The sequence below is a fragment of the Pseudomonas sp. Leaf15 genome, assembly GCF_001421425.1.
GTDB lineage: Bacteria > Pseudomonadota > Gammaproteobacteria > Pseudomonadales > Pseudomonadaceae > Aquipseudomonas > Aquipseudomonas salomonii.
Genome location: NZ_LMKI01000007.1, coordinates 74007 through 88059 on the forward strand (window position 1 = coordinate 74007; position 14053 = coordinate 88059).

General features: G+C 61.0%; 14 protein-coding genes. 2 read left to right on the top strand and 12 right to left on the bottom strand.

Annotation, left to right across the window (positions count from 1 at the left end):
- Positions 1-120: 120 nt before the first annotated feature.
- From ASE80_RS30655 to ASE80_RS07505, 5 genes are read right to left on the bottom strand one after another with little or no spacing between them, the layout of a single operon-like run.
- Positions 121-318: a hypothetical protein gene (locus ASE80_RS30655; RefSeq protein WP_133257339.1), complete on the bottom strand. Its 198-nt coding sequence runs from the start codon at positions 316-318 to the stop codon at positions 121-123.
- A 49-nt stretch (positions 319-367) separates the two neighbouring features.
- Positions 368-736 (bottom strand): glyoxalase superfamily protein, encoded by a 369-nt coding sequence (locus ASE80_RS07490; RefSeq protein ID WP_056858347.1) that lies wholly within the window; start codon positions 734-736, stop codon positions 368-370.
- Positions 737-765: 29 nt separating this feature from the next.
- Complete coding sequence (locus tag ASE80_RS07495) at positions 766-2229, bottom strand: N-acyl-D-amino-acid deacylase family protein (protein ID WP_056858348.1); 1464 nt, start codon at positions 2227-2229, stop codon at positions 766-768.
- Between the two features lies 1 nt (position 2230).
- Positions 2231-3091, bottom strand: coding sequence for a MurR/RpiR family transcriptional regulator (locus ASE80_RS07500; protein ID WP_056858349.1), 861 nt, complete (start codon positions 3089-3091; stop codon positions 2231-2233).
- 26 nt (positions 3092-3117) lie between these two features.
- Positions 3118-4521 carry a GntT/GntP/DsdX family permease gene (locus ASE80_RS07505; protein WP_056858350.1) on the bottom strand — a complete coding sequence of 468 codons (1404 nt, stop codon included), beginning with the start codon at positions 4519-4521 and terminating at the stop codon, positions 3118-3120.
- A gap of 193 nt (positions 4522-4714) precedes the next feature.
- Between ASE80_RS07505 and ASE80_RS07510 the strand changes: the two genes are divergently transcribed.
- Entirely contained in the window at positions 4715-5107 is a 393-nt protein-coding gene (locus ASE80_RS07510) for a lysozyme inhibitor LprI family protein (protein ID WP_056858351.1), read from the top strand.
- On the opposite strand, the gene ASE80_RS07515 is transcribed toward ASE80_RS07510, so the two are convergent.
- The 5 genes from ASE80_RS07515 to ASE80_RS07535 form a co-directional block, all read right to left on the bottom strand.
- Positions 5108-6553: a SulP family inorganic anion transporter gene (locus ASE80_RS07515; protein WP_056858352.1), complete on the bottom strand. Its 1446-nt coding sequence runs from the start codon at positions 6551-6553 to the stop codon at positions 5108-5110.
- Between the two features lie 197 nt (positions 6554-6750).
- The gene (locus ASE80_RS07520) at positions 6751-7644 is read right to left on the bottom strand and encodes an NAD-dependent epimerase/dehydratase family protein (RefSeq protein ID WP_056858353.1); all 894 of its coding nucleotides are present in this window, start codon (positions 7642-7644) and stop codon (positions 6751-6753) included.
- 103 nt (positions 7645-7747) lie between these two features.
- Positions 7748-8644: a LysR family transcriptional regulator gene (locus tag ASE80_RS07525; RefSeq protein WP_056858354.1), complete on the bottom strand. Its 897-nt coding sequence runs from the start codon at positions 8642-8644 to the stop codon at positions 7748-7750.
- 30 nt (positions 8645-8674) lie between these two features.
- Positions 8675-9265, bottom strand: coding sequence for an NAD(P)H-dependent oxidoreductase (locus ASE80_RS07530; protein ID WP_056858355.1), 591 nt, complete (start codon positions 9263-9265; stop codon positions 8675-8677).
- 124 nt (positions 9266-9389) lie between these two features.
- On the bottom strand, positions 9390-10154 hold the full coding sequence (locus tag ASE80_RS07535) for a sulfite exporter TauE/SafE family protein (protein ID WP_056858356.1): 765 nt from the start codon (positions 10152-10154) through the stop codon (positions 9390-9392).
- Positions 10155-10344: 190 nt separating this feature from the next.
- Between ASE80_RS07535 and ASE80_RS07540 the strand changes: the two genes are divergently transcribed.
- Entirely contained in the window at positions 10345-11235 is an 891-nt protein-coding gene (locus ASE80_RS07540) for a LysR substrate-binding domain-containing protein (protein WP_056858357.1), read from the top strand.
- Here the strand turns inward: ASE80_RS07540 and ASE80_RS07545 are convergent.
- Positions 11181-12587: an amino acid permease gene (locus tag ASE80_RS07545; RefSeq protein WP_056858358.1), complete on the bottom strand. Its 1407-nt coding sequence runs from the start codon at positions 12585-12587 to the stop codon at positions 11181-11183. The two genes, ASE80_RS07540 and ASE80_RS07545, sit on opposite strands and share 55 nt — an antisense overlap.
- Positions 12588-12724: 137 nt before the next feature.
- Positions 12725-13975 carry a kynureninase gene (kynU, locus tag ASE80_RS07550; protein WP_056858359.1) on the bottom strand — a complete coding sequence of 417 codons (1251 nt, stop codon included), beginning with the start codon at positions 13973-13975 and terminating at the stop codon, positions 12725-12727.
- Between the last annotated feature and the right edge of the window lie 78 nt (positions 13976-14053).

Here is a 14053-nt window from a genome sequence, read left to right on the forward strand (position 1 = left end):
CCGGCACGGATTACTAGCCCGTGGCGGTCGGTCCAGAATTCGTCCGCATACCCGGCGCACCTAAAAAGCAACAAACGCAGAACGGGGAGGATCCTAACCAACATTCCCGTCTAAGGTGTGTCAAACAGTGGTTAAATATCCAGTATCGACCGATAGATTCATTGCAAGCTTTTGCAGCCAAATCGGGCAGAGAAAAACACCTAAAGTATCCATGCCGGCGACCGTTCCGTCTTGCGTGACGACATGACCGGCGGTAGTATCTGGCTGCGGGTCGATTGCGTCTTTTGGATAGCAACCCAGTCGCAAACTGGTTTGCAATAAAAAACCGCCCTACTAAGGCGGTTTTTTATTGCCTGCGATTTACCCCTCAGCCCTCGCCTTCCTCAACAAACACCAGCCGGTTCCCAAACGGGTCCTTGATGCTCATCTCCCGCGAGCCCCAAGGCGTTTCTTCAACCCCAGGCTTGGCATACCGGTAGTCCTTGGCCAGCAACTGCTGCTGGTAGCCGTCCACGCCTTGTGCCTGAATCCGCACCGCCGAGCCCGGCGAAGCATCGCCATGGTGCTCGGACAAATGCAGCACGCACTCGCTCAGCGACACTTGCAGATACAACGGGAAATTCGCCTCGAAACGGTGCTGCCAATCAACCTTGAACCCGAGGAAGTCGACGTAGAACTCCAACGCTTTAGCCTCGTCGAAGATCCGCAAAATCGGGGTGACTTTTCCTAAGTGCATGGCAACCGCTCCGTGTATGAATGCGCCCACTATAGAGACGAAAACCCGTCGCGCAAATCCCCATTGCGCGCCAGGAACAGCCCCGGCCGCTGACCATTGGCCTGCCCATCGCTATAACTCAGCACGCCATTGACCCACACGCCATCAATCCCCTCGGCGGCGCGCTGCGGCTCTTTGAAATCCGCCACATCGCGCACCCGCAACGGGTCAAACAACACCAGGTCGGCCCAGTGCCCTTCACGAATTTCCCCGCGCTCGGCCAGCCCAAAACGCGCCGCCGACAACCCGGTCATCTTGTGCACCGCCGTGTGCAGTGGAAACAACCCCACATCGCGGCTGAAGTGCCCCAGCACCCGTGGAAACGCGCCCCACAAACGCGGATGGGGAAACGGGTCTTCCGGTAGCCCATCCGACCCCACCATCGACAACGGATGCGCAAGAATACGCCGTACATCCGCCTCATCCATTCCGTAATACACCGCCCCTGCCGGTTGCAGGCGACGTGCCGCATCCATCAGCGAAACGTCCCACTGCGCCGCGATGTCCTGCAAGTCGCGCCCGCCGACTTCCGGGTGCGGTGTTGACCAGGTAATGGTGATCCGAAACGCATCAGTCACCTGCTTCAAATCCAGCGTCGACGAGCTGGCGGCATAGGGGTAGCAATCACACCCGACCGGATGGGTTTTCGCCGCCAGCTCCAGTGATGCCAGCAGTTGCGGACTGCGCCCCCAATTGCCCGCACCCGCACACTTGAGGTGGGAAATGATCACCGGCGCCTGCGCATGTCGGCCAATCAGAAACGCCTCATCCATCGCTTCCAGCACCGGTTCGAATTCGCTGCGCAAATGCGTGGTGTACACCGCACCAAACGCCGTGAGTTCCTCACTGAGCTGCAGCACTTCATCGGTCTCGGCATTGAACGCGCTGGCGTAGGCCAGGCCTGTGGATAAACCAAGGGCACCCGCCTGCAGACTCTCCTGCAACTGCACGCGCATGGCGGCAATTTCGCCGGGCGTGGCGGTGCGATGCAGGTCGTCCATATGATTGCTGCGCAAGGCGGTGTGGCCGATCAATGCGGCAACGTTGACTGCCGGATGGGCACGCTCCACCGCCGCGCGATAGTCGGCAAACCGTGGATAGGCGAATGCTTCACGCGTCCCCAGCAGGTTCATCGGGTCGGGCGGATCATTGCGCAAACTCACTGGCGATGCACTGATGCCGCAGTTGCCGACAATCACCGTCGTCACGCCCTGGCTGAGCTTGGGCAGCATCTGCGGATGGCGGATCACCACCGTGTCATCGTGGGTGTGCACATCGATAAAACCCGGTGCCAACACGCGGCCACTGGCGTCGATTTCCTGCTCACCGGTTGCGCTCGACAAATCGCCAATGCGCTCGATGCGCCCGGCGCGCAGCCCCACATCGGCGACATAGCCCGGCGTGTTGCTGCCATCAATGATCAGCGCCTGGCGGATCAGCGTGTCGTACTTCATATCAGTCTCCGAGCGGCAGGCTGTCGGGGCCGCCGCGATAATCGTCGAGGGCCAGCTTGATCCGGCGCAGGCGTTCCTGGTTGTCGTCCGGCCGGGCCAGCGCCAGCTCGGTGGCGAGCAGGTCGATGGCCAGCAGCATGCCGTAGCGCGCCGCGGTGGGCTTGTAGATAAAACTGGTTTCGGCCGGTTGCAACGGCAGTAAGACGTCCGCCAAGTCGGCCAGAGGGGAATCGGCCAGGGTGATGGCGATGATGGGCGCATCGTAGCTACGCGCCAGTTTCACGACGTCCAACAGTTCTGGCGTCAGCCCGGTGAGCGAGCACACGATCAACGCCTGCTCCGGGCCTAAAGTGGCCGCCGTGACCCGCATCATCACCGGGTCATGGCTGGCGGCAATCGGGTAGCCCAGGCGTACCAGGCGCACCTGCAATTCGTCGCTGCACAGGCTCGATGGGCCGCCCATGCCGAACGCGTGAATCATCCGCGCCTTGCCCAACAGGCCGACCGCATCAACAAAACTGGCCTGGTTAAACCCCGACAGGTGCTGACGCAATGTCGCTTCGATATCCCCCAGAATCTGCCGGTGAAACGCCGACTGTTCCGGCAACCCGGCCGGGTCGAGGAAGCGACTGCCCACGCCACTGGCCTGGGCCAATTGCAGGCGCAAATCGCGTAGATCGCGGCAACCGACGCTGCGGGCAAACCGCGACAAGGTTGCCGTGCTGACCTCGGCCCGTTGTGACAACGCTTCCAGGCTGGCCGACGCAGCAAAGCCCACGTCATCGAGCATCAGCTTGGCGATACGGCCCTCGCCGGCGCTGAACGAATCCTGGCGGGCGCGGATCTGGTAGAGGATGTCCATGGCGGCTCCGGCTTACAAAATGAGGCTTATAGAACAAGAGAAAGGCCATAAGTCAGACCAAATGCGACCACCGAAATCAAAGTCTCCAACACGGTCCAGGTCTTGAATGTCTGGATCACCGTCATATTGAAGTATTCCTTGATCAGCCAGAAGCCGCCGTCGTTGACGTGGGAAAAAATTACCGAACCCGCGCCGGTCGCCAGCACCAGTAATTCCGGGTGTGGATAACCCAGGCCCAAGGCAACGGGCGCGACCACACCCGAGGCCGTGGTCATGGCCACAGTGGCCGAGCCGGTGGCGATGCGCATCAACGCGGCAAACAGCCAACCCATTACCAACGGCGACAGCTGGAAGGCATGCGCCAGGCCAAGAATCTCATTGGTCACACCCGCGTCCACCAGGATGCGGTTCAAGCCACCGCCCGCGCCCACCAGCAAGGTGATGCTAGCGGTCGGCGCCAGGCATTCATTGGTGAACTTGAGGATCGCTTCGCGATTGAAGCCCTGGGCCAGACCCAGGGTCCAGAAACTCACCAGCGTGGCGACCAGCAGCGCGATCACCGAGTTGCCGATAAACAGCAGGAACTGGTTGAAGCCAGTGCCCGGAGTGGAAATCACGTTGGCCCAACCGCCGATCATCATCAGCACCACCGGAAGCAGGATGGTACCCATGGTCAGGGCAAAACTTGGCAGGCGGGTACGTGGCTCGCGTTCGATAAACTGGCGTTCCAGCGGGTTTTCCGCCGGCAGGTGGATGCGTGGCACGATGAACTTGGCGTACACGGGGCCGGCGATGATCGCGGTAGGAATGCCGATCAAGATTGCGTACAGCACGGTCTGCCCCACCGACGCGTTATACGCCAGCACCGCCATCATCGCCGCCGGGTGTGGCGGTACCAATGCGTGCACCACCGACAGACCGGCGACCATCGGCAAGCCGACCATCAGGATCGACACGCCCACACGCCGCGCCACGGTAAAGGCGATCGGCACCAGCAACACAAAACCGACCTCGAAAAACAGCGGCAGCCCCACCAGGAACGCGATACACACCATCGCCCAATGCGCGTTGCGCTCGCCGAAACGGTTGATCAGCGTACGCGCCACCTGCTCGGCACCGCCGGATTCGGCCATCATCTTGCCAAGCATGGTGCCCAGCGCCACCACCAGGGCGATATGCCCAAGGGTCTTGCCGACGCCCGCCTCATACGAGCCCATGATGGTGTCCGCCGGCATGCCGGCCATCAAGGCCAGGCCAATGGACACCAATGTGATGACGATAAACGGGTTGAGTCGGTAACGTGCAATCAGCACGATCAATGCAATGATGGCGATGCCAGCGTATGCCAACAGCCCAAAGCCCAGTGGTGCGGCCATGCGGTACTCCTTGGAAAGGGTCACGTCGAATTGGTTGTGAAACTCATAAATCATTACCGGGCTGGGTTTTCAATTTTTATGAAAGTAATTTTCGCCCACGGATAAGCGCTGTCGCTTTGGGATATGCCCAACGCCAGCGGATGAAAATTCGGGGGGTGTTCTTACACGAAGTTTTCTGCGCGGGGAAACTCAGCTACCAGGGCCGAGTCTCAGATGGCAGCCCTACTCACAACCAGGAAAACCGACAATGAAGCGCAAGACCCTGCTTGTTCCTTTCGCCGCCAGCGCACTGCTGCTGGCCTTTTGCGGCAGCGCCTCGGCCGATGACAGCCCGGCGCTGAAAAAATGCCTGGATGGCGCCAACACCACGGCGGATATGGTTGCCTGCAACGCCACCGAAGCCAAGATCCAGGATGCGCGCCTGAACAAGGCCTACAAAGCCGTCCTTGCCCTTCAGGAAGGCAAACAAAAGCAGCAACTGCAAGACGTGCAGCGCCTGTGGATCAAGTACCGGGACGCCAACTGCGGCTTCATCGGCTCAGCGACCGGCGGCACCATCGATCAGGTCAATGGCATCGGCTGCATGCTGGACATGACCCAGACCCGCGCCCAGGAACTGGAAAACATGCTGCCGCTGTAATCAGTCGTGATGCACGCGGGCGCGCTTGAGCAACTTCTTGCAGCGCTCCGACAAATGCAGCACGCGCACATGTTTGCCGGCCTTGGTATAGCGCTCGCGCAGGGTCATCAACGCAGCAATCGCCGAGTAGTCGACAAAGCTCAGGTGACGACAATCGAGCGTCACCTGGGCCGGGTCGTTGGCCGGGTCGAACTGGTTCAAGAACGGCGTGGTCGAGGCAAAGAACAGCGTGCCGTGCAGGCGATACAGCTTGCTGCCGTCGGCTTCCAGATGCTCATCGGCATACAACTCACGGGCCTGTTGCCAGGCGAAGTTCAGCGCCGCAATCACGATGCCGCACAGCACGGCGGTGGCCAGGTCGGTGAACACGGTAATCACCGTGACCGCAATAATCACCAGCACGTCGTTGACCGGCACCTTGTTGATCACCCGCAGCGACGCCCAGGCGAAGGTCTGCTGGGACACCACGAACATCACCCCCACCAGCGCCGCCAGCGGAATGCGCTCGATCAGCGGCGACAGAAACAAAATGAACAACAGGATCATCACCCCGGCAAACACCCCGGAGAAACGCCCGCGCCCGCCAGAGCTTAAGTTGATCACGGTTTGCCCGATCATCGCGCAACCACCCATGCCGCCAAACAGCCCCGAGACCATATTCGCCGCGCCCAGGGCCACGCTCTCGCGGTCGGGGTAGCCACGGGTTTCGGTGATTTCATCGGTGAGGTTCAGGGTCAGCAGGGTTTCCAGCAGGCCAACCATGGCCGTCAGGAACGCGTAGGGCGCGATGATGCCGAGGGTTTCCAGGGTCCAGGGGATCTGCGGCAACGCAAAGGTCGGCAGGCCGCCGGCGATGTGGGCCATGTCGCCCAACGTACGGGTCGGCAAGCCCAACACGTACACCGCCAACCCAACGCCCAAAATCGCCACCAGCGCGGGCGGCACGGCGCGGGTCAGGCGTGGCAGCAGGTAAACAATCGCCATGGTGGCCGCCACCAGCCCGGCCATCACGTACAACGGCGTGCCGCTCAGCCAGGTTTCACCGCTTTTGAAATGCTCCAGCTGTGCCAGCGCAATGATAATCGCCAGGCCGTTGACGAACCCGAGCATCACCGAGTGCGGCACCATGCGCACCAGTTTGCCCAGCCGTAACAGGCCGAACGCAACCATGATCAGCCCGCCCAGCAGCACCGTCGCGAGCAGATACTCCACGCCGTGTTGCACTACCAGCGCCACGATCACCACCGCCATCGAACCCGCCGCGCCCGAGACCATGCCTGGCCGGCCGCCGAACAAGGCCGTGAGCGTGCAGATGATAAAGGCGCCGTAGAGGCCCATCAGTGGGTTGAGGTGAGCCACCAGGGCAAAGGCGATGCATTCGGGCAGCAGCGCAAAAGACGTGGTGAGGCCGGCCAGGGCATCGGCGCGCAGACGGGTGAGGTTCATGAGGTACCAGGGAGTAGCGAGGGATATGGCGGGGGATGGTACGGAATTGCGGCGGGTGGGGCCAGTAATGTGTAACAACACATGAACCGAGTCGCCTTCATCGCAGGCAAGCCAGCTCCCACATTTTGAATTGCGAATACCTTCAAGTGTGGGAGCTGGCTTGCCTGCGATGGCAGCGCCAAGATGCTAAGCGAACATCACACCATCTCGTGACGAATCCACTCCACCACCGACGTGCGCTTCGGCGCCCAGCCCAACAACTCACGCGCATGCTTGCCACGCACCCGGCTGTTGGAGCCCAGGCCATAGTTGGCCATTTCATAGCCCCACTCGGCCTCAGCCTCGGCCAATGGCCAGTCCTGCGGCTCGCCCAGGTTCAGCGCTTGGGCAATCGCGGTGGTCATGTCGACAAACGCCGCTTCGCTGCTTTCCACAAAGTAGAACGTGCCCGGGACGTTTTTGGTCAGCGCCAGCAGATACAGGGCCACCACGTCTTCAATGTGTACGTTGGACCAGATGTTCTGGCCGGTGCCCACATGCCGTACCACGCCACTTTTGCGCGCTTGCTTGAGCAGTCGTGGCAATTGCACGCTGTCACGCTTCACGCCCAGGCTGTGGCCGTAGATCAGGGTATTGCAGATCACCGCCGAGTTCACGCCGTCTTTGGCCGCTGCCAGGATCAGGTTGTCGATGGCCACGCGCGCGGCCTTGTCGACGGTCGGCTCCGGCAGGTTGTCTTCAAGGTAGATGACATCGCTGGCTTTACCGCCCGACGCATCACCGACAATGCTCGAACCGCTGGTGTGCAGGAACGGCTTGTTTGAACCTTTCAAGGCGGCCAGCAAGGTTTCGACGGCAGCACGATGGTCGCTGCTGGCGGCATTGATCACCGCATCAGCTTTAGAAGCCTGCGCGGTCAACACGGCGACGTCATCCAGCGTGCCGATCACGGGCGTGATGCCCAGGGCAGTCATTTCAGCCGCTTGCTCGGCGCTGCGCACCAGGCCGGTGACCGTGTGGCCGGCCTTGACCAGGCCGGTGGCGATGGAGCCGCCGATAAACCCTGCTGCGCCGGTGACGAATACATTCATGGAGGTTGCTCCTGACGGGGTAAGTGATGGGCCCAGTATCAAGCAGTCATTTGCGCCGAATAAGCCCATGTTGCCCAATTCAATCTTGCGCGCAGGTCACGAATCAGCAGGCATACCGCGCCAGCTTGACCTGAATGAAGTCCAGGAAGCACTGGATGCGCAGCGCCAATTGCGAGTTACGGTAGAACACCGCGTGGATCGGCTGGCGATAGCCGCTGTTGAAGGCTTCCAGCACCGGCACCAGGCGGCCGGCATCGATATCGGCGATGGTCATGAAGTTCGACAGGCAGCAAATGCCCTGCCCTTCCAGCGCCAACTGACGCACGGTTTCGCCACTGGAGGCGGCAATGCTCGGCTGGATCAGCCAGCGGTCGCCTTCCACGTGGCGCAGCGGCCAGTGGTTGAGGGTTTCGGTCTGGGTAAAGCCCAGCAGCGTATGGTCGGCCAACTCGGCCACTGTCTTCGGCGTGCCGAACTGCTTGAGGTAGTCGGGGCTGGCGAGGATATGCAGCGGCGTGCAACCCAGTGAGCGTGCATGCAGGGTCGAGTCGGCCAGGGCGCCGATGCGAATGGCAATGTCGGTGCTTTGCTCCAGCAGGTCGATGATCAGGTCGTCGCTGTTCAGTTCCAGCTGGATATCCGGGTAGAGGCTGCGAAACTCGGCAATGTACGGCACGATCCCATGCAGCATGAACGGCACGGCCGCATTGATGCGCAGGCGCCCGGAAGGGTTCTTCTGGCGCGACGACAAGCGCTCTTCCAGCTCGTCCATCTGCGCCAGGATCACCTTGGCCTGTTCGAAAAAATACTTGCCCTCTTCGGTCAGGTCCATGCGCCGCGTGGTGCGGTTGATCAACGTGGTGTCGAGCTTGGCTTCCAGGCGCGACAAGGTGCGGCTGACTGCCGAAGGCGTCTGCCCGACCTGCTCCGCAGCCGCCGAAATCGAGCCGCACTCAATCACGCTGACGAAGATCTGTAGCTCATCGGATCGGGCTTTCACAGGCTGTCCTCTTTATCGGTTGCTGGCAGCTTACACCGAGAAATTGAACACCTGCGCCAGATGCTGCTCGTAGCGCGCCACGTCGGCCTCGATCGCCGGGCGTTTCATCACGTCCACACACAGGAAGGTCGGCAGGCTGGTCATGCCAAGAAACTCGTTGGCCTTGTGGAACGGAAAGTACACGGCGTCCACGCCCTTGGCTTCGAAGAAATCGGTTGGGTCGTCAAAGGCCTGCTGCGGCGCGTTCCAGGTCAGCGAGAGCATATATTGCTTGCCCTGGATCAGGCCGCCGCTGCCGTATTTCTGCGACGCATCGGAGCGCGTACGGCCGTCGCTGGCGTACAGGCTGCCGTGGCCTTCGGTGAAGACTTCGTCGATGTACTTCTTGACGATCCACGGCGCGCCCATCCACCAGCCAGGCATCTGGTAGATGATCACATCGGCCCAGAGGAACTTAGCGACTTCTTCAGCCACGTCATAGCCTTCGTCGATATGGGTGACTTTGACGTCGATGCCGCCACGGTCGAGCACGGCCACGGCGGCGTCATGCAAGGTGGTGTTATAGCGGCCATCGGAGTGGGCGAATTTTTTGCCGCCGTTGAGCAGGAGGACTTTTTTCATGGGAGGGATTCCAAAGGGATGAAGATATCTGCCGGCAGGCTATCGACATTCAACCCTTGGAATAAGCGGCGGTGCGGCAAAATACATTTGACCAAAACGCACGAATAGCCCACGGACTATTGATTTAACCGCTTATCAGCAAGTGACTGCCCAGCAGCGCCATGCCGATAAAAAACACTCGCTTGAACAGCACCGCACTGATGCGCTGGCGCAACACCTGGCCCAGCCACATGCCCAGCAGCGCGGGCACCAGTGCCAGCAACGAAGCACTGACTTCGCCACCGCCCAAGGTGCCGCGCCAGGCCAACGCAGCGGCCAACGCCAGCGTGGAAGCTGTGAACGCCAGCCCCAGCGCCTGCACCAATTGATCGCGGTGCAAACCCAGGGCTTGCAGATAGGGCACAGCCGGAATCACGAACACACCGGTCGCCGAAGTGATAAGGCCGGTGACCAGACCGCACAACGGGCCCAGCCAGCGCTCCGTTTGAGGCTCCACCTTGAAGGTCGGCAGGAACAAGCCACTTAACGCATACACCAGCAAGGCGCCCCCTAGCGCGCGAACCACCCAGTGCCCGCCGTCCATGCCCAGCCACAAGGTGCCGAGCCCGGTGCCGAGGAAAATCAGCAGCAGCATGGGCCATAGGCGCTTGAGCAAGGCGCTCAAGTGGCCGCCGAACGCCAGTTGCCAGAGGTTGGTGACCGTTGAAGGGATGATCAATAAAGCCGCAGCCTTCGCCGGGAGCATAGCCAGGCCGAGCATGCCCATGGCCACGGTGGGCAGGCCCAGGCCGATCACGCCTTTGACCGTGCCGGCCAGCAGGAAGGTGCCGATTACCAGCAGGGTCAAGGCGGGGCCGAGGTTTTGGTAGAACGCCAGGAAGGTAGTCATGGGGCGATTTTGCAGGATTTCGTTGAGGCCGAAAATTCGCCATATACTGAGGTAGCCTCTTGTTTTTCGTGAGGCTGAAATAGCTATCGCAGGCAAGCCAGCTCCCACATTTCACTGTGTTCACAAAGCAAAAGGTGGGAGCTGGCTTGCCTGCGATAAGGCCAGTGAAGTCACTCGAGAACCCCCAGCCATGCACTTTGACCTGATCGACCTGCGCCTCTACCTGCACACCCTCGACACCGGCAACATCACCGCCGGCGCGGCGCGCAGCCATTTATCCCTGGCGGCGGCCAGCGCACGCATCCGCGCGATGGAAGCATCATTGGGCATCGAGCTACTCGAACGTAACCGTCGTGGCGTCACCCCAACACCCGCCGGCAAAGCCCTGGCCCGTCACGCCCGCCTGTTGTTGCAACAGGCCGAGCACCTGCAACAGGACCTGGCCGAATACGCCAAGGGCATCAAAGGCCAGGTGCGCCTGCTGTGCAACACCACCGCCCTGAGCGAATACCTGCCGGAACTGCTGGCGGATTTTTTGCGCCAACACCCCAACCTCGATATCGACTTGCAGGAGCTGCCGAGCCTGCGCATTACCCAAGCCTTGCGCCAAGGCACAGCAGACCTGGGGATTATCTCCGATGCGGTGGACACCCACGGCTTGCAGACCCTGCCGTTTCGCGATGACCCGCTGGTGCTGATCATGCCCCTCGATCATCCGTTGGCGACGGCGAACTTCATCGACAGCCTGCAATACGATTATGTAGGCCTGACCGCCGGCAGCGCACTTTCGGTCTACCTGGAAGAACAGGCCTTGCACGCAGGCTTTCGCCTGCAAACCCGCATTCGCGCCGAGGGTTTTGATGGGTTGATCCGCATGGTCGCCGGCGGCGCCGGCCTGGGCATCGTGCCCCAGGCCGCATTGGAACGCTGGCCGACAGTAAAGCGCATCAAGGCCCAGCCATTAACTGAAGACTGGGCCTGTCGCACGCTGCTGTTATGCGCCCGTTCCTTCGAGCAGTTGCCGGGTTACGCCAAGGCCTTGTTCGACGCCCTGGCCCTGCCCTTGCGGAAAAACCCGTAATACACCGCCGACAGAATCAGCAGGAATGGCCCTCCAAACACCAGCGTCATCTTGAAGGCCTCGGTGAAGTACGTGGTGATCATCACCGCGCCCATCAGCACCAGGCCCAGCAGCGTACTGTAGGGGAACAGGCGCAGCTGGAACGACAGCTTCGGCCCGCCGTGGCGCTTGCGATAACGGCGGAAAAACAGGTGCGTGAGGAAGATCATGAACCAGGTGAAGATCGCGCCAAACATCGAAATCGCCATCATCAGCGTGAACGAGCTTTCCGGGTAAACCACATTCAGCAAGGTCGCCAGGGCAATGCCGGAGCTGGACAGCAGCAACGCGTTCAGCGGAATGCCGCTCTTGCTCAAGGCGCCCATGGACTTGGGCGCAAAGCCTGCACGCGATAGGCTGAACATCATGCGTGTGGTGATATAGAGCTGGCTGTTCATCGCCGACAACGCCGCGATCAGGATCACGAAGTTCATCACTCCGGTGGCACCGGGAATGCCGATGGTCTGCATCACCGTGACAAACGGGCTCTGGGTCTGGCCGGCCTGGTTCCACGGCACGATGGCGAGCATCAATGCCAGGGTCAGCAGGTAGAACACCACCAACCGCACGATGGTGGCGCGAAAGGCCTTCTTCACCGCCTGCTCCGGGTCGGCGGCTTCACCGGCGGCCACGGCGATCATTTCTACGCTCAGATAGCTGAAGATCGACACAATCACCGCAATCCACATGCCGCTCAACCCATGGGGAAAAAACCCGTCATGGGCCGTGTAGTTCTGCACGCCATAGTCAGGGTTACCGGAGCCGAACACCACGTACACCGCGAGGATGATGAAGCCCACGATCGCGGTGATCTTGATGGTCGAGAACCAGTATTCGAAGTTGCCGAAGGTCTTTACGCTGATAGCATTGAGCAGAATCAGCACACTGGAAAACGACACGATCCACACCCACTCCGGCACGTTGGCGAACCAGTACTTCATGTACATCGCCACCGCCGTGACCTCGGCGCCCACTGCCAGCACAATCGCCGCCCAGTAGGCATAACGCACCAGAAAGCCGGCCAGCGGGCTGATGTAAAACTCCGCATAGGCGCCGAACGAGCCCGAGGTGGAGTGCGCCACGGTCATCTCCGCCAGGCAGCCCATCAGCAGCAAGGTGATCAACGCACCGATGGCGTAACTCACCAGCACACTCGGCCCGGCATACCCGATGGCGTAGGCGCTGCCCATAAACAGGCCGGTGCCGATGGCGCCACCGATGGCGATCATGCTCATCTGGCCGGAAGTGAGCTGGCGCCTCAGGCCCAGTTCGCGGTGGGTGATCTCTGCAAAGCCGTTGTCTGGCGTGGTCACGTGGCGTGCCCCTTTATTATTGTGATGGTTACTGCCGGTGCTGAACCCTGTGGGAGCTGGCTTGCCTGCGAGGGCGGTGGTGCATTCACTATTGCTATCGCAGGCAAGCCAGCTCCCACAGTTGATAGGTGTTGTTCTTAAGTGACGCTGTTGCGCACTTTGAATTGCGGCTGGTCCCAAGTGGAGTTATCGAGGATTTCGCCCAGGATCTCTACAGCATCAAATACCTCGGTAAAGCTCGTATACAACGGCGTAAACCCAAAGCGCATGATGCGCGGCTCACGGTAATCACCGATCACCCCACGGGCGATCAAAGCCTGGATCACCGCATAACCTTCCGGGTGTTCGAAACTCACATGGCTGCCGCGCTTGGCATGCTCACGCGGCGTAATCAGCTCCAGCCCGTGGGCGGCGCAACGGGCTTCGACCAGCGCGATAAACAGGTCGGTCAAGGCCAGGGATTTGCTGCGCAGGCTGGCCATGTCGGTCTGGGCAAAAATCTCCAGGCCGCATTCGACCATGGCCAATGACGTGATCGGTTGTGTGCCGCACAGGTAGCGCGCGATGCCGGCGCTTGGCGCGTAGTGAGCTTCCATGGCGAACTGGCGTGTGTGCCCGAACCAACCCGACAAAGGCTGGCGCACCACATCCACCAGCGCCGGGTTGACCCACACAAACGCCTGGGAGCCCGGCCCGCCATTCAGGTATTTGTAGGTGCAGCCGATCGCATAATCGGCGCCGGCCTTGTTCAGGTCGATGGGCACCGCGCCCGCCGAATGCGCCAGGTCCCAGATGCTCAGCGCGCCACATTCGTGGCTCAGGGCGGTGAGCGCCTGCATGTCGTACATGTAGCCGGTCTTGTAATTGACGTGGGTGAGCATCACCACCGCCACGTCCTGGTCGATGGCCTGGGGCAGTTCGTCCGGGCTGTTGACCAGCCGGATGGAATAGCCCTGTTGCAGCAACTCGGTCAGGCCCTCGGCGATGTACAGGTCGGTGGGGAAGTTACTCGCCTCGCTGACGATCACCTTGCGCGCAGGCTCGCGTTGGCGCTGCACGCTCAAGGCAGCGCTGAGCACCTTGAACAGGTTGATCGAGGTGGTATCGGTAATCACCACTTCACCGTCACGCGCGCCGATCAGCGGCGCCAGGCGGTTGCCCAGGCGTAGGGACAAATCGGCCCAACCGGCGCTGTTCCAGCTGCGAATCAAGCCATTGCCCCACTCCTCGGCGATCACCTGCTGCGCTCGCTCCAACGCCGCCACCGGCCGTGCGCCCAGAGAGTTGCCATCGAGGTAAATCACACCTGCGGGCAAGGCGAACTGCTGACGCAGTGGCGCCAGCGGGTCCTGGGCGTCGAGGGCTTGGCAGTGGCTTCGAGAGGTCATGGGTCGTCCTGATTTTTGTAAGTAAGGATGGACCAAATAATGAACGAAGTTTTAGAGAATTTTCGTGCAAAGTGGTGG

What these genes read in the sequence shown, in the direction of transcription:
- kynU (WP_056858359.1), bottom strand. Translation starts at nt 13,975, where the DNA reads ATGACCTCTCGAAGCCACTGCCAAGCCCTCGACGCCCAGGACCCGCTG.
- ASE80_RS07490 (WP_056858347.1), bottom strand. Translation starts at nt 736, where the DNA reads ATGCACTTAGGAAAAGTCACCCCGATTTTGCGGATCTTCGACGAGGCT.
- ASE80_RS07500 (WP_056858349.1), bottom strand. Translation starts at nt 3,091, where the DNA reads ATGGACATCCTCTACCAGATCCGCGCCCGCCAGGATTCGTTCAGCGCC.
- ASE80_RS07505 (WP_056858350.1), bottom strand. Translation starts at nt 4,521, where the DNA reads ATGATTTATGAGTTTCACAACCAATTCGACGTGACCCTTTCCAAGGAG.
- ASE80_RS07495 (WP_056858348.1), bottom strand. Translation starts at nt 2,229, where the DNA reads ATGAAGTACGACACGCTGATCCGCCAGGCGCTGATCATTGATGGCAGC.
- ASE80_RS07520 (WP_056858353.1), bottom strand. Translation starts at nt 7,644, where the DNA reads ATGAATGTATTCGTCACCGGCGCAGCAGGGTTTATCGGCGGCTCCATC.
- ASE80_RS07535 (WP_056858356.1), bottom strand. Translation starts at nt 10,154, where the DNA reads ATGACTACCTTCCTGGCGTTCTACCAAAACCTCGGCCCCGCCTTGACC.
- ASE80_RS07540 (WP_056858357.1), top strand. Translation starts at nt 10,345, where the DNA reads ATGCACTTTGACCTGATCGACCTGCGCCTCTACCTGCACACCCTCGAC.
- ASE80_RS07530 (WP_056858355.1), bottom strand. Translation starts at nt 9,265, where the DNA reads ATGAAAAAAGTCCTCCTGCTCAACGGCGGCAAAAAATTCGCCCACTCC.
- ASE80_RS07510 (WP_056858351.1), top strand. Translation starts at nt 4,715, where the DNA reads ATGAAGCGCAAGACCCTGCTTGTTCCTTTCGCCGCCAGCGCACTGCTG.
- ASE80_RS07515 (WP_056858352.1), bottom strand. Translation starts at nt 6,553, where the DNA reads ATGAACCTCACCCGTCTGCGCGCCGATGCCCTGGCCGGCCTCACCACG.